This window comes from Frankia sp. R43, assembly GCF_001306465.1.
Lineage (GTDB): Bacteria > Actinomycetota > Actinomycetes > Frankiales > Frankiaceae > Parafrankia > Parafrankia irregularis.
The window spans coordinates 606414-621631 of sequence record NZ_LFCW01000003.1 but is presented as its reverse complement, the minus strand read 5'-3'; the positions used below and the strand labels follow the sequence as shown (position 1 = coordinate 621631).

General features: G+C 71.3%; 13 protein-coding genes. 1 reads left to right on the top strand and 12 read right to left on the bottom strand.

Annotated elements, in window-relative coordinates:
• Positions 1 to 97: 97 nt before the first annotated feature.
• Together ACG83_RS16150 and ACG83_RS16145 are read right to left on the bottom strand one after the other, a co-directional pair.
• The gene (locus ACG83_RS16150; RefSeq protein WP_083473284.1) at positions 98 to 1345 is read right to left on the bottom strand and encodes a DegT/DnrJ/EryC1/StrS aminotransferase family protein; all 1248 of its coding nucleotides are present in this window, start codon (positions 1343 to 1345) and stop codon (positions 98 to 100) included.
• Positions 1342 to 2085 (bottom strand): sugar transferase, encoded by a 744-nt coding sequence (locus ACG83_RS16145; RefSeq protein ID WP_054566997.1) that lies wholly within the window; start codon positions 2083 to 2085, stop codon positions 1342 to 1344. Before ACG83_RS16145 ends, ACG83_RS16150 begins: the two co-directional genes overlap by 4 nt.
• A gap of 258 nt (positions 2086 to 2343) precedes the next feature.
• On the opposite strand from ACG83_RS16145, the gene ACG83_RS16140 reads away from it, so the two are divergent.
• Entirely contained in the window at positions 2344 to 3171 is an 828-nt protein-coding gene (locus ACG83_RS16140) for a DapH/DapD/GlmU-related protein (RefSeq protein ID WP_304438434.1), read from the top strand.
• 87 nt (positions 3172 to 3258) lie between these two features.
• Here ACG83_RS16140 and ACG83_RS47750 read toward each other — a convergent pair whose 3' ends face one another.
• The 10 genes from ACG83_RS47750 to ACG83_RS16090 all read right to left on the bottom strand — a co-directional run bounded on the left by ACG83_RS47750 (position 3259) and on the right by ACG83_RS16090 (position 15190).
• Complete coding sequence (locus ACG83_RS47750) at positions 3259 to 3837, bottom strand: acyltransferase (RefSeq protein ID WP_083473283.1); 579 nt, start codon at positions 3835 to 3837, stop codon at positions 3259 to 3261.
• Positions 3837 to 5069, bottom strand: coding sequence for a glycosyltransferase (locus tag ACG83_RS16130; protein WP_054566996.1), 1233 nt, complete (start codon positions 5067 to 5069; stop codon positions 3837 to 3839). The genes ACG83_RS47750 and ACG83_RS16130 overlap by 1 nt, the downstream gene beginning before the upstream one ends.
• A complete protein-coding gene (locus ACG83_RS16125; protein WP_054566995.1) occupies positions 5069 to 6127 on the bottom strand; it encodes a bifunctional 2-polyprenyl-6-hydroxyphenol methylase/3-demethylubiquinol 3-O-methyltransferase UbiG in 1059 nt (352 codons plus the stop codon). The genes ACG83_RS16130 and ACG83_RS16125 overlap by 1 nt, the downstream gene beginning before the upstream one ends.
• Before the next feature lie 79 nt (positions 6128 to 6206).
• Positions 6207 to 7721, bottom strand: coding sequence for a lipopolysaccharide biosynthesis protein (locus tag ACG83_RS16120; protein WP_054566994.1), 1515 nt, complete (start codon positions 7719 to 7721; stop codon positions 6207 to 6209).
• The gene (gene wzy, locus ACG83_RS16115; RefSeq protein ID WP_152991396.1) at positions 7718 to 9400 is read right to left on the bottom strand and encodes an O-antigen polysaccharide polymerase Wzy; all 1683 of its coding nucleotides are present in this window, start codon (positions 9398 to 9400) and stop codon (positions 7718 to 7720) included. The genes ACG83_RS16120 and wzy overlap by 4 nt, the downstream gene beginning before the upstream one ends.
• A gap of 8 nt (positions 9401 to 9408) precedes the next feature.
• The gene (locus ACG83_RS16110; RefSeq protein WP_054566992.1) at positions 9409 to 10620 is read right to left on the bottom strand and encodes a glycosyltransferase; all 1212 of its coding nucleotides are present in this window, start codon (positions 10618 to 10620) and stop codon (positions 9409 to 9411) included.
• Positions 10617 to 11897, bottom strand: a complete 1281-nt coding sequence (locus ACG83_RS16105; RefSeq protein WP_054566991.1) for a glycosyltransferase family 4 protein — start codon at positions 11895 to 11897, stop codon at positions 10617 to 10619. The genes ACG83_RS16110 and ACG83_RS16105 overlap by 4 nt, the downstream gene beginning before the upstream one ends.
• Positions 11898 to 12037: 140 nt before the next feature.
• A complete protein-coding gene (locus tag ACG83_RS16100) occupies positions 12038 to 13411 on the bottom strand; it encodes a choice-of-anchor P family protein (RefSeq protein ID WP_152991395.1) in 1374 nt (457 codons plus the stop codon).
• A gap of 232 nt (positions 13412 to 13643) precedes the next feature.
• Positions 13644 to 14288 carry a NeuD/PglB/VioB family sugar acetyltransferase gene (locus tag ACG83_RS16095; protein ID WP_235497940.1) on the bottom strand — a complete coding sequence of 215 codons (645 nt, stop codon included), beginning with the start codon at positions 14286 to 14288 and terminating at the stop codon, positions 13644 to 13646.
• A gap of 197 nt (positions 14289 to 14485) precedes the next feature.
• On the bottom strand, positions 14486 to 15190 hold the full coding sequence (locus ACG83_RS16090; RefSeq protein ID WP_235497939.1) for a protein tyrosine phosphatase: 705 nt from the start codon (positions 15188 to 15190) through the stop codon (positions 14486 to 14488).
• Between the last annotated feature and the right edge of the window lie 28 nt (positions 15191 to 15218).

Genomic DNA, 15218 nt, shown 5'->3' with positions numbered 1-15218 from the left:
CGGCGGGCCGAGGAGACCATGCCCGACGCAACTCGGGACGGGCTCCTCGGCCGGCGGGGACCGTCGCGGCCGGACCGGACAGTGGTCCCGTTGATCTTTATGCGGCGTGGTCGACGGTCGCCTCCGCCAGCACGTCGGTGACGAGATCCGCCCAGTGGTGCATGTCAGCGGGCTCGAGGGTCGGGTGGACGAGGAACGCCAGCGATGTCCGGGCCAGGTCGGCGGCGGTCGGCAGCGCACGGGCGGGTCGCCACTCGATGGGAAAGGCCTCCTCGCGGTAGACCTCGCCGCAGCTCCCAACGCTGCACGGGACTCCGACGGCGGCCAGGGCCGCCAGGATTCGGTCCCGGTCCCATCCGTCCCGCAGGTGCTCCGGTCGGACGAAGGCGTACCAGCGATAGTAGGCGTGCTCGACCCACGGCGGCGGTGTCGTCGTGCGCAGGGCGGGCAGGTGACCGAGACGTTCCGCGAGGATCGCCGCGTTCCGGCGGCGTGCGGCGAGGTCGGCTGGCAGCCGCGGCAGGGCGGCCCGCCCGACTGCGGCCGCTATCTCGTGCATCCGCGCGTTCGTGCCGAACGAGTCATGCAGCCAGCGGAATCCGGCGCCCTGGGCGGGCTCATGCGCCTTGCTCCAGCTCTTGCCATGGTCCTTGTAGGACCACGCCGCCTGGTACAAGGCCGGATTCCTGGTCGTGATCATCCCTCCTTCGCCGGCGGTGGTCAGAATCTTGTCCTGACAGAAGGACCACGCCGCCACGTCGCCCCAGGAGCCGACCGGGCGCCCGCACAGCCGCGCGCCGTGCGCCTGTGCGCAGTCCTCGACGACCGCGATACCGTGCTCGCGCGCGAGTTCGAGCAGGCTCCTCATCTCGGCCGGCCACCCGGCGAGGTGCACCGCGACGATGGCCCTGGTGCGCGCCGTGAGCCCGGCCAGTACGGTCCGCGCGGTGAGATTCTGGGAGTCGGGGTCCACGTCGACCACGACCGGTCGGGCGCCGAGCGCAACGGCACAGCTCGCGGACGCGATGAAGGTACGACTCGGCACGATCACCTCGTCGCCCGGCCCGACCCCGAGGACCCGCAGTGCGATCTCGAGCGCGATCGTTCCGTTGGCCACGGCCACGCCGTACTCGCAGCCGACCGCTGCCGCGAACTCCTCCTCGAATCGACGGCCCTGAGTGCCGGTCCAGTAGTTCACCGCGCCGCTGTCGAGCACCTCGACGGCGGCGGCGACCTCGGCATGGCCGAAGACAGGCCAGGTGCCGCGCACCGCGTTCTCCTGGGGGACGACGGTCTGGGCTGGCAGTCGCACCGGGGCCAGGCCGGTGGGCGTGGACTCGGTCATGCGACGCCTCCGACCAGCGCACGCGGCGGAGGGTGCTGGCCGTCTCCCGTCCGGTCAGCGTGCAGGGGCGCTGTGGTGCGCGGGTGGCCGCGGCGCCGGCGAGGATGCGATCCGGCTGCTGGCGCGCAGCGGCATCCACCCTCGCCCTGGCAGTTCCCGAAGTCCTGGGTGACTCCGCTGGCGCCGTAGGTGCCGTCACCAGCCACCGCCGTCACCAGGGCACGCCAGAGGATGACCAGGTCAAGACGCAGGCTCCAGTGGTGGATGTACCACAGGTCCAGTTCGATCCGGCGATTCCAGCAGATCTGGTTCCGGCCGTTGACCTGGGCCCAGCCGGCGATGCCAGGATGCACCTGGAGCCGGCCCATCTGCCTGACGGAATATCGGTTCACCTGGCTCCGGACCGTCGGCCGGGGCCCGACAAGGCTCATCTGCCCAGCCAGGACGTTGAGTAGCTGGGGTAGCTCGTCAATGCTCATCCTGCGGAGCACGCGCCCGACTCTGGTTGTCCTCGGGTCGTCCTGCCCGGCCAGCAGCCCGAGTCCGGTGTGCTCGGTTCCTACTGTCATCGTCCGCAGTTTGAGCATCGTGAACGGTTCGCCGGCGACGCCGACCCGCTCCTGCCTGAACAGGACCGGGCCGCCGTCGTCCGCCTTGATGGCGACTGCGGCAACGGTCAGCACAGGCGCGGCCACAGCGAGGCCCGCCAGGGATCCGACGATGTCGACTGCCCGCTTCACGCCTGGTAGGGGCAGCGGCTCGACGGATGGGGGTGACCATCCGACGGAGGGCTGCGTGGCCAGGTCCGCCGGCGACGCCGGAGGAGGAGCTGAGCGCTGCCGGGGTATCGCGACCGTAGTCATGTCCACACGAGAAACTTACTATGAGTAAGATCATTGTTACGTCAAGAGGCCGCGGTACTCTAACGGAGAGTCAGTTTTAATCACCACGCGTAGTGGCGACCGTCGTACAGACACGGCACCGGCCGTGCGGAGGGGATGAGAACGTTGCTCCGAAACCGGCTGTTCCACGCGAAGGCGGCATCGGACGCCGCACCTGCCGCCGGGCTCGTGACCGGCTACGCGCGCCTCATCCAGCGCGGCTCCCGAGGCGCCGCGCTGGTCGCCTCCTGGGCCAGGATCATTCTGGTGCGGATGACCCAGCCCGGAGTCCAGGTGGGGTTCGACTCCTTCATCGGGCCCGGATGCACGATCCGCTGCACTCCCCGCGGCACGATGGTCATCCGGCGCACCGTCCTCATCCGAGATGTCCAGCTCGAGGCCGCCGACGGAGCGCTCCTCACCCTCGACACGGCCTATCTCGCCGCCCACTGCGTGGTGGTGGCCCGCCAGCGGGTGGACGTCGGCGCCGGCAGCCTGTTGGCCGAGATGAGCGTGGTCCGCGACCAGGATCACGTGGTCGGGCCCGGCGTCCCGGGCATGGCGATGCGGTTCGCCTCGACCCCGGTGACACTCGGCCGCAACGTGTGGATCGGCGCCAAGGCCACCGTGCTGCGGGGCGTGACCGTCGGCGACGATGCGGTGGTCGGCGCGGGCGCGGTGGTGACCAGAGATGTACCGCCCGGGGCCAGGGTCGGAGGCGTGCCGGCGGTGCCGTTGGGCACGTCTCGCCCCGATGCGGCGCCTGCCGATGAGCGGGCTGATGTCCCCACCGCCGCGCTCCCGGCCACCGCTGCCGTACCGGCCGCCACTGCCGCCCCGGCCGTTCTGCCTGCGCCGCGCTCCGCGGAGCAGCCGATCTCCGCAGCGCGAGCGGGCTCCGCAGCACGAGCGGGCTCCGCGCCGGCCTCGCACCCGGACTCCTGACCCGGAGGAACGTCACGCCGTGAGCACCCTGACCCGGGCGACAGGCGAGTAGGCCGGGCGGGTCGCCGACCCGCCGCCCGCCCGGCATCAGCGGTGCGCGAACAGCTCCCGCAGCCGCCGGTGCTTCTCCTGCTCGGGCAGCCGGCCGGTACCCAGCGAGGCGGCGAGGGTACGGGCGCGGAAGTCCGCACAGGATCCCACGACCCGCGCCGGCACCCCGGCCACCACCGAGCCCGCGGGGACGTCCCGGTTCACCAGCGCACGCGCACCGATCACGACGTCGTCACCGGTGGTCACCCCGGGCATGATGAGCGCACCGAGCCCGATGAAGACGTTCGACCCCACGGTGATCGGGGCGACGACGTCAGCCTCCGGATGATCGTCACGCAGAACCCAGACCGCCCCGTCGTGCGTCACGAACCTGACCTCGGCCGCGACCACCACGTGGTCGCCAAGGCGGATCAGGTACGGCTCACTACCGAACGTCGACCCGGTGACGCCGATCAGCCGGCAGCGGTCACCCAGGCGGACCCCGATCCGCCGGGCGTAGCCGATCGGGTCCGTCCGCTGCTGATAGCGCAGGTGAAGGGCGGCCGGGGCCCGGCGGGCGATGCCGACGACGCTGTCAATCCCGCGCTTCGGGCGCTGATACCCAAGCTCGATCACTACCTGTGCTCCAATCTCGACGATCCGGCCACACGGCGTGACGAACCGGCGGCGCCCAGGATCGCGTCGGCGATATATCTGCGGTTCTTCTCCTGATCGAGCAGCTGCTCGGCCCGCTCACGCGCGGCCTGCCCGCGCCGAGCCAGACCGTTCGCACCGGTCCCCCCCAGTAGCGCCGCCCGGTGCAGATCGAAGGCCGCGCGCAGGGCGACCGCGAGGGCCGCGGGATCGCCGGGCGGCACCAGCCAGCCGTTGTGGTCCTCCACCAGCTCCGGCAGCCCGCCCACGGCCGACGCGATGCTCGGCACCGCGCAGGCGGACGCCTCCGCCACGGCGCCGTAGTTCTCCGACAGCGACGGGCTGACACTCACGTCGGCCGCCGCATAGAAGGGACGCACATCCTGGGCGGGGCCGGCCCAGACCACCGAGGCAGCGCCGGGCAGCCCCGCCGCCCAGGAACGCAGCCGGTCGCGGTAGGCCTCGCCGCCCGGTCCGTGGCCACCGCCGACCAGTACCAACGTCGCGGGCCCGGAGCGCTCCCTGAACCGGGACCAGGCCTCGAGCAGGACCTCATGCCCCTTGATCCCCTGCCCCCGGTGCACCAGCCGCTTCGGCGGGTAGAAGTAGGCGACGCAGACGGCGACGAAGGCGGACGGGTCCAGGCCGAGCTCCGCCCTCGCCTTCGCCCTGGCGTCACCACCGGGCGGGACGAACGACTCGATGTCGACGCCGTAGGAGGCGGTCGGCAGCCGATCCGGGCGTACGCCGAGGGCGAGGTAACGCGCGCGGAGGTGCCCCGACGAGCAGACAACCAGGTCATCCGCCCGGGCGAACCAACGCTCCACCAGCTCGATCAGCCGGTTCTCCAGGTAGAGCGGCCCCGCCACCATGTGCACCCGCACCGGCCGCCGGCTCGGGCCCCGCCCGAGGGAGGCGAGCCGGGCGAGTACCGCGGAGGCGTACAGGTGGTAGTGCAGCACATCCGGGTCGAGGTCGCGCAGCAGCGTACGGAGCTGCCACACTCCGGCGGCCTGCCGTAGCGGCGAACGTGACGGGACCGGCGCCGGGCTGTGCACGACCCGGATGCCGCGCTCGGCGCAGCGCCGCGCGAGCGGGCTGTCCTCCTCGGGAAGCAGCACGACCACCTCGTGACCGTCGTCAGCCAGCGCCGTCAGGATGGGGATCGTCCACAGGCAGCCGTTTCCGGTCTTCAGAACGGTCACGATCCTCATCACCGGCCCGCCTCTCGGCCGCCGCCGCCCCGCTCATCGCCGCCACGCTCCCCGCCGCCACGCTCCCCGTGCTGCGCCCCGCCGTGCTGTTCGCCCTCCGGCCGGCGTGCGACCCAGATGCAGCTGGCCCCCCACCGGCGGAGCACGGGCAGTTTGTCGACGGTGAGGCCGAGCGGCCGGCTGATCGACCCCGGCAGCTGAGCAAGCCACGGCATCGACCAGGTGGCGAGCGTGAGAAGGGTTCCGTGCAGCCTGACGTCCACCACCTCGAAGCCGAGGCCACGCAGGATCGCGGACATCTCCTCCGGGGCGAAGGCGTACTGGTAGAAGTCCTCCCATTCGTCCGGTGCCGCGGTGGGAGCCACGTCCGGTCCGTTCTCATAGAGATGTCGCCGGCGCTGCAGATATTCGTTCAGGCACGGCGTGGACACGATCGCGACCCCACCCGGCCTCAGGACGCGGTAGGTCTCGGCGAGTATCCGCTCCGGGCCCTCCGCGAAGTGTTCGCACACCCCCGGTGAGTAGACGGCGTCGTAGCTGCCATCAGGGCAGTCGAGTTGTCGGACGTCCCCCGACCGCAGAGGCACATCCGGAAGCAGCGCGCGGATCCGGGCCAGCGTCTCCGGGGCCCAGTCAACGCCCTCCGCCGCGAAACCACGGGCCCGAGCCGCGACGGTGAAGTGCGCCAGACCGCAGCCTGCTTCGAGGACCCGCCCGCCTGGAGCCGCCCAGGACAGGAAGGTGGACCGCAGCTGATGAGGCAGGTGTCCGCGCCGGCTCCGGCGATACGACAGACCGATGTCCTGCCAGACGCCGTCCCAGTAGGCCGCATCCGCCTGGGCCGAGAAATAGGCGAGCCGGCCACCGTGGGCTCCTGGCAGCCACACCACTCGGAATCCCCTGACCGCCGAGGCCGCCCCCGGTCGGCGGGCGCCGCGTCGCCGGATCCCGCCGTTCCCGGCGCTGGCGCCGGCGCCGGGAACGGCCCGGCCCGGCCCGCGGTCGATCTCACCCGGGTCGGCGGCACCGGATCGGACCGGGGTCCGTTGAGCTGGCATGGCGGGCTCCCGCTGTTCGTGAGCTGGAATCGACGGCCGGCGCGACGCGGCGGACGGAGATGTGGCTGGGGAAATGTGGCTAGGTGGTGCCAGCAGGCTCCGGTTCGGTCGGCGCGAGACTCATCGGCTCGTCGCCGGTCCCCCGGGGCTCGCGGGGATCAGGGGGCTCGCGGGACACGTGCGGCTCACGGGGCACGCGGGGCACGCGGGGCACGCGGGCCATCGCGGCTCTGGTCCACAGGCTGACGACCCCATAGGCGATCAGGCTCGCCCACGCCGCGCCCACCATGCCCGCCGCCGGAATCAGGATGACATCAGCGGCCGCGACCACGGCCAGTCCGACCAGGCCCGCCGCGCCGCACGCCTTGGTCCGGCCCTGACCGCTCAGGACCCGGGCGTCGATCTGGAAGGCCACCAACAGAAGCTCGGCGACCAGAAGCACCCGTAGCGGTGTGACCGCGCTCCGGTAGGCATCGCCGAAGAAGAACAGGACAAGGTGGTCCGCGGCGAGCCACATGAGCGCGGCGACTCCGGCCATCACCGCGAACACGCGAACCAGCTCGGCGAACACGGCCCGGGTGCCCATCGTGCCGCTGGCCACCCGGTAGCAGAGCACCTGGCCCCAGGAGGACGGGACAAGCCGGAGAATCTCACTCGCGGTCGCCGCGACGCTGTAGATGCCCACGGCCGACGTCCCCGACATCACCCCGATCAGATACCGGTCGAGCCGGAAGGTCATCGACATCGCGGTGTTCATGCCGAGCGCGGGAACGCCCGTCCTGATCAGCAGCGCGGACGCGGCTCGATCCAGCTGGGGCCGGGTCACCAGACCCGCCCGCCGCAGGAGAACGAACCCGGCGACGCACTGGAAGGCGCCCGCGACGACGGACACCGCGAGAACCGGAGCCACTCGCAGCGTCCCGGTCGATACCTGCAGCACGACCAGCGCCGCCAGCTGCGCCAGACAACCCGCCGTGTTGACGAGGGCCGAGGCGATCACCTTGCCGACCGCGTTCAACGTGTCGATCAGCTGGATGCCCAGCAAGGTCGACACGGACAGCAGCCCGGTGAGCACCAGAATGCCGGGACCCCGCTCGGGCGCGTCCGCCAGCCAGAGGGTCGGCCCCACGATGGCGGCGGTAACCAGGCACTGCGGCACCAGGAGCAGCAGGCTCAGCCCGAGTACGTGGTCGACCGAGACCCGCGGGTCCGTGCGCCCGAGGTAGTACCGAGCGGAGGTACCCGTACCCAGAGCGACGAACATCCCGGTGAGACCGGTGACCGTCAGGATCAGGACGAGCTCGCCCCGGCCCCCGACGTCCAGGGCGCGTGCGGTAATCACCGCGACGACCAGGTTCGTCAACGCAGCGCCCAGCGCCGCCGCGGAGACGGCGACGGCGGGGCCGGCGACGCCGGACGCCCGTGCCGCGGAGCGCCCGGCCCCACGCGAGACCGCCCGGTGGCGCCCGCCCGGGGAAGGTGGCTCGGGATGAACGTCGCCCCCGCCGGCAGCACCACCGGCAGCACCACCGACGGCGGAACCGTGCCCGGCAGGCAGGACGGTGCCGGCGCCGGCCCGGCGCACGCCGCTCATCGGGAGGCCAGCGAGCGCAGACCGGCGCTTGTCCCCGGTGCCCCCCGCATCCGCTGCGACCCGGGCGACCCCTGCGGCGCCAGTCTCACTGGCCGCGCGGAGTCGTTCAGGCTGCCGGAGCCCACCTGCGGGGCACGCCTCCCCCGGCCGGGCGAGGCGCTGCGCCACCAGTGCCCGGCCGCTCGGACCGCGACCAGCACAACGGTGCCGACCAGGACCTGCATCGGCAGCGGGGTGAAGTCGTTGCGCACCCCGATCAGGAGCGGCACAAGAAGGACGCTGCAGGCCGCGTCGGTCCACCTCGACCGCCAGCCGTCGAGCCAGCCGCACAACAGGCCGATGACGAAGAGGATGGCCACCACGCCGGGAATGCCGAAGTTGTAGTAGGCCTCGGCGATCGGAGAGCCACCGATCGGACCGGATCGTTCTCGAATGACCGTGTTGAACAGCCGGTCGTCGATCTCGGCCGGTGGCTGCGGGATTCCGAGCAGGCGCCCTTCGATGATGCGGGCAAGCTGACCGGTGTAGGTCCGGCCGCCCGCCGCGGGTTCGCCGTACCCGTCTCGCCAGGTGACCGCCTCCGCCACGGGACGAAGCGACGCCCCCATCTCGGCCAGGCCGTCGAGGGGTCCGAAGCCGATCTGGCTCAGCGTGACCTCGGCCAGGCCGTGCTGACGGATGTCCCGAAGCGCCCCGACGGCACTCAGGAGGGCGACTCCCGCCAGCAGCGCGGCCCCTATCCCGGTCCAGCGGCTCGATCCGCGTCGCCCGTCTCGTTTTCCCGCGACGACGTCGTCGCGGGAAAACGAGACGGGCAGGCGGATCTCGCGGCCACGGCCAGCGGCTTTGGCCGGCGGAAACGAGGGGGCGTCACCGGACCGGCGCATCATGTGAGCCACCGCGGCCGCAGCCACCGGGAACAGGACGGTCCCCCGCATACCCAGTGGCAACGCGATCAGCGCGAACAGCCCGAACATCAGGTAGCCCGCCCGGCGCAGCCGCCGCCCGCCATCGACGGTCAGCAGCATGAGGCCGAAACCCAGACCGAAATCCAGATAGGGAACCAGCGGGTCGCGATACGCCAGGGTGATCAGGTCCTCGTACGATCCGAACAGCAGGCCGCTCCCACCAGCCCGCCTGATCAGCAGGAGCATCAGGCTGATCGAGGCGGCGAGAATCGCGAATCCGACCACGCCGGTCGCGGCCGACCTCGTCGGCGGTGCAGGCATATCGGCAGGCGTGTCCGTACCACCGGTCGACCGGTCGCGGTACACCCGGCCAGCCGACGAAGCAGGCAGGGACATTCCCACCGCGGCGGCTGCCACGCCGATCGCCGCGATCGTGAAAATCCGTCCCGTCGAGACGGACAGGATCCAGTCGAAACCGAGCTGCCCGTCGCTGGAGACCAGTGGGCGGTGCAGCGCGAGCGGCAGCGCGAGCCCGAAATGGAACAGGACCAGCAGTACGAGGTAGACCGCCGAACACGAGAGGACGCCCTGTGTCCGGGCCCGGACGCAGAGCGCGATGAGGCACCCGAGCAGGCCGAAGGTCACCGCCGCGACCCCGGCCGGAGGCAGTGCCGAGATCTCCTCCGAGAACGCCAGCAGAGCCGCGAGAATGCCGCCGGCGCCCAGCCGGAAGGTCAGCACCCGCGGGCCCACACCGAAAGCGACGGGCACGCCGGTCGTCACTGATCCCACAGGCTGGTCATGCCGCGCCGCCACTGGTCCATCACGAACGGAGAGGAGGAGAACGCATGAAGTGCCTGTACGCGCTGCGCCGATGTGGGCGGTGCGGCCAGCATGCCGGCTGCGGCCTCGGCCCAGGTCTCGGCGGCGCAGCCTTGCGGCACCGTCGTCACGCCGTCGAGCAGGCGGCCGATCTCCATGACGCCGGGCAGGTCCGGAGCAAGCACCGGCGTGCCCACGGCGCAGGCCTCGAGGACGACGGTCGGCAGGCCCTCGTGCCGTGAGGTCAGCAGCAACAGGTCAGCACCAGCCATCAGACCGGGGATGTCGAACGACTCGCCGGGCAGGTCGAAGGCATCGGCGACCCCGCCGAGCTCGGCCAGGCGACGCAGCTGGGCCGACTCGTGTGCGTCCTGACGCCCGACGATGCGCAGCCGGGCCGGAACACCGCGCCGCCGCAACGCGATCAGAACGTCAACCGCGGCGCTCCGGTTCTTCACCGGGTCGGGCCGCCCGACGTGCACAATGGTGGGCCGCCACTCAGCCGCCGCCGTGGCGGCAACGGAGGCAGCGACGACTGTGTCGGCTGGGGAAGCTGAGGAGGCTGGGGAGGCTGGGGAGGTGGCGACGAGCGCACGCTCGAACGGTGCCGGGTCCAAGCCGTTGTAGAGCACCCGGCAACGACGCTCCCGCTGCCAGTCCGACCGCCACAGGCTGGTCATCGTGGCCTCGGCGACCGCGACGAGATCGGTGGCGAACCAGTCGATCAGCTGCCGCATCACCGCGCGCTGGACACGTCCCCGCAGGCTGGCACCGTGGCGGTCGCCGGTGCTGTGAAAGTGCGCCACCCGCAGGGGCACACCGGCGGCCCTCGCGATCAGCAGGATCGCTCCGGAGAAGGTGGCCACACACGAGTGCACGACGTCGGGTCGCAGTGCGCGCAGCAGGCGGAGGAAACGCACCGGAAAACCCAGGTCGAGGCGACAGGGGTGGACCGAGCCGCCCAGCGAACGGATCTCCCCCGCCAGGGCGCCGGGACGGCCGGTGAGGGTGACGAAGACGAACCGGTAGCGATCCGGGTCCAGATTGCGCATCAGGTCGACGGTGCGCAGTTCGGCGCCGGCCCGGTCCATGACACCGAACACGTGCAGGACCGTACGGGGCCGCGGGCGCGCGGACGCCCGGGCGGACGCCCGGTCCGCGGCACTCATCGCCCGGGCCGGACGAACGGTCCGGCGGTTTCGCGGGGGCCGGCCCCGTGCTCCGTCACCGCGGCGGCCGCCGCGGTGACCTCTCGCAGCGTCCGGTGAAAGGAGAGGATGACCGGCCGGATGGTTTCGAAGGAGTGCTCCCTCGCGGTCGCGAGGTTGCGCTCGGAGGCGGCGCGGTACCGGTCCGGGCTCGCGATCAGCTCGCTCAGCGTCTCCGCGAGCCGTCTGGGATCATCCGGCGGTACGAGGTCGCTCGGCGGCAGGAACTCGACCACGCCCCCCACCGCGGACGCGACCGCGGGCAGCGCCCGGGCAGCGGCCTCGGCCAGGACCCGCGGGAGCCCCTCGGTCCGGGACGGGAGCACGAACACATCCGCGTCGTCGAGCGCCGCTCGAACCTGTGCACGGCTGCCAAGCCAGCGGATGAAGCGCACATCCCCGCCGAGGCCGCGGTCCACTGCCCGCCGCACGATCTCGTCGTGATGCCGGCCGTCACCGACGATGGTCGCCGTCACCGGGATGCCGTTGGACCGCATCAGCGCCACCGCGTCGACGAGGACGTCATGCCCTTTGTACACACGTTCCTGCGAACCGATCGTCAGAAGGCGGACCGGTCGGCCGGGGCGCGGGTGCCCGGGCCCGGTCGTGCCCCACTCGCCGGGGGCTCGGCGGGGTGCTGGAACGAAGTCCTCGTCCTCCAGCAGCGACCCAGGGCAGCTCATCATCGGCACCCCGGGGCGGGCCGGGTACCTGCTCTGCAGCACATTCCGCGTGACATAGCTGACGGCGGCCGCGCTGCGGCACTGGCGGGCGAGCAGCTGGCCGGCGAGCAGCGCGGCAGGGCGGTGGTCAGCGAGCACCTCGGCCACGTCTCCGACGACCTCGAGCCCGAACGGCACCCGCCGGCGCCGGAGCTCACTCAACAGAACCGTGCCGACCAGGCCGGGAACCCGCGCGACGAAGGCGGTGTCCGCGGCCGGACGGTGGAGCTCGGCGACCGCTCGACGCAGCGCGCCGCGCAGCGCGGGCCAGCGGCGTGCGTAGGCCGCGACGCCCTGGAAGGTCGGCAGCGGCAGCACGCGGACACCGGCGCCCTCCACCGGGATGCCGTCCTGGTCGCCGGCCGCGCCGCGGGCCACCCGGGCGGCGAGCAGCACTTCGTCGAAGACACCGAGATAGCTGGCCCAGGTCGAGTACCCGGCGGCGGGGTTCGGCGTCAGCACACGGCCGTCCTCGTTCTGCTGCAACCTTGCTTCGGTGGCGACAACGATCCGCATGCTCTCCCTCAGCCCAGCCCTCGAACGAATTCGGCGACTCATCGTACTCATGCATATCCAGGGAGTGACCTACTCCGACTCGTGTCGCGGGGTCCCCATGACTGCCGCCGCGGGGACCCCGGATCACCTCGGTGGAGACGTCAGGTCAGGCAGGCAACCGCGTCCTCCTGCTCGGAACAGACCTTGTTGAGCAGGTCGATCTGGTCAACCTGCGCCGACAGCCCGATCGGCTCGTCGGCGACGGCGTAGATGTTGGCCACGCCCGCCTGGAGGACCGAGTAGGTGGGCAGCGTCCCGCCGGGGTAGAGCACGGGACCGGTCAGCACCAGCTCGAGCGCCCGGACACTCAGCGACGTGGCGTCGGAGATCTGCCGGTTGACGAACAGCACACCCACCCCTGGGATGGGAATCTCGGTGCCCGGATCAAGCGGCCCGACGTACGGCACACCGGCGATCGCCAGATCAGCGATGCTCGTGCCCGTCGAGTCGAAGGTCGAGGTGCTGCCGTCGTAGGACACGTTGGCCTTGGCCGTGATCGCGCCCGCGGTAACCAGACCGCCGAGCAGGCTCACCCCCGCGATGGTGCTCGTGGTGGAGCCCGATGAATCCGGACTTCCGACCGTGGCCTCACCGGTCTCTGTGATCGCGCCGACCGTGATGACCCCCGGGATGGTGATCCCGAGCGAGGTGTCGGTCGAGGTCCCGCCCGTGCAGGGCACGCCCGTCGCGGCCAGAGGTCCGACGGTGAGCGGCCCGGCTGACACCAGGTTGCTGTAGGCGACCCCGGAAATGATCACCGGCAGCGGCGGCCGGAAGAACGAGTGGGCGTAACCGACCGTGATCGAGGTTCCCGCCAGCGGCCCCAGGGTGATGTCGAGCGAGAGCCCGATCGTGACGAGGCCGATGTTGCCCGGGACGGGGATCTGCCGGTTGACCACCAGCGAGCCGACCCCCGGGATGGCGATCCCGGTGTTCGGCGCGACCGCCCCGTTCAGGATGGTGATGCCACTGAGCTTGAGGTCCGTCACCGTCACGGAACCCGTCGAGGTGACCGTCCCGTCGGCCGCACTCGTCGCCGTCGTGGTGATGTCAATCGCGTCGGCGGAGATCAGGGGAAGGAGGGGGGTACCGAGCAGGCTCAGACCGAGGAGCTGGCTGGTCGAGGTACCGGTCTGCACCGGCCCGACGGCGAGCGTCGACACGGTGTTGGTGCTCGCTCCCGCGTTCAACGAGAGTGCCGGGATGGACACCGCGCCGCCGTTCGAGCGGCTCACCCCGCTGGCTGTCGTACATCCGAGGCCTTCGGGGAAGGTGGCCCCGGAGTCGATCACGCCACCGACCGTCACCTGGGTCGAGTAGGCGAGCTGGTCGTACATGGCAGGGGGGGACGCCGCCGTGGCGCTCCCGCCGGTCAGAACGATCGTGCCACCTGCGACCGCGGCGGCGACGATCCCGCTGACGGACCGGGCGAGCCTGAACCTCCCGCCACGGCATCTCACTTGCACTTCGCGCATCTAGTCACTCCATTCGACTTCGTCAAGTCGATCAGCATCAACGGAGAGTGACGTTAGCTGTGCTTACGCTGAGTAGCGTCTCGCCCCGCCGATGCGAGGTCGGGATCGGATCAGAACGGCGCGCCGGTCAGGACCGGCGGGAAGGAGGCGCGGCGCCCGCCCGGGGTTCAGCTCCAGCGCTGCGGCGCAGTTCGATCGAAGCCGTGGCGCGGGAGGCCCAAACCCGCAGCGATCAGTACCAGCCGAGCTGCGGCACGGGCGGCCGATGGTGAGCGGGAACCCCGACGGCCACCACCTCGGCGGGAAGTTCCCGGATCACGACCGCGCCGGCGCCGACGACCGCGCCGGCCCCGACCGTGAGCCCCTGTCGGACAACCGCGCCGCTCCCGACCGTCGCCCCGTCACCTATCGTGGCGGCACCACTGATCCGAGCCCCGGGCGCAAGCGTCGTGTAGTCACCCAGCCGACAGTCGTGCCCGACCGTCGCCGCGACATTGACGTGAGCATGGCGACCGGTCAGCACATTGGACGTGATGCTGGCGAACCCGCACACCACGCTTCCAGGCCCCAGGGTGACCCGGCGGCCGACCATGGCGGCCGGGTGGACGAGGGTCACCGGTACCCGGCCCCAGCCGGTGGCAGCACGATCGATCGCCCGCCGCGCATACGGGGAGCCGATTCCCAGTACATACCTGGCGTCCAGGTCGGCGAGGAGGCTTACCGGCCCGAGATGACGGACTCCGTAGGTCGCGAGGAGGTCGAGATCGGGCTCACCGTCGTCGAGTACGCCGAGAATGTCGTAAGTCGGCTCGACCTCGTTCACAGCCTCGACGACCTCGAGCAGCTCCCGGCCGTGGCCACCCGCACCTACGATCACCAGCGCATCCATACCGCAACCAGCTCTCTCTTCGCATACCCGAAAAACATCTGAATATTTTCCGGAGGCTACTTGCTGGGAGAGTAGCCGATACTTCTCCACGCCGGGCCGCAATCAACCGGTACCGGTGCGCGTCGACACCCGTCCGGCCGCGCCCGCTCCTATGCGCTCACTTAAATCTTTGCTGCAGTAGTTATCTATTTTTCCGGTCCTCGGTGAACCGCTGCGGGGCGAGGCAGCAGCAGGCTCGTAAGCACGTGTTCCACCGACCTGACCGCCGCGTCGATGATGTCCGCACAGTCTCGGAACGCCTCCAGGTTTCCACCGAGCGGATCGGCGATGTCGTCATGTTCCGGAGCAGACGGACGCGTCATGCCACGCGCCGCCGCCGCGGCGTCCGTCAGCGCCATCCCCGCCACCCGCAGGTGCTCCGGCTGGATCTCGACATCCGGCTCGAGCGAGGCCAGGCGACCGTCGGCCAGGGCCCAATCTGCCAGCCGCGCGAACTCGCGCAGGGTGAATGATCTGCGGACCGCCCGCGGTGCCAGCGTGACGACGTCCGCACGATGTTGACGCGTCGCGCAGAGAACGAGATCGGCCCGCTCCGCCATCGCGGTGGTCAGCTGCCGTGCACGGAACCCGGCATCATCCACGCCGTGTTCGTCCAGCACCGCGGACGCGAGCGGGTGCATGGGCCCACCCACGCAGGCCTGGACTCCGGCGCTGCTCACCGCTGCCGCGCAGGCGAGTGGCTCACGCAGCCCGACCCGCGCCATCAGCCGGGTCAGCCCGGCGACGGCCAGCCGCTCCGCGACCGGGGACCGGCAGATGTTGCCGGTACAGACCATGAGCACCGACCAGCTCGCCCGATCTGGCACGGCTTCCCGATGTCCAACCGCCATCTGCCCTCCACAACCCGCCCTCCACAAC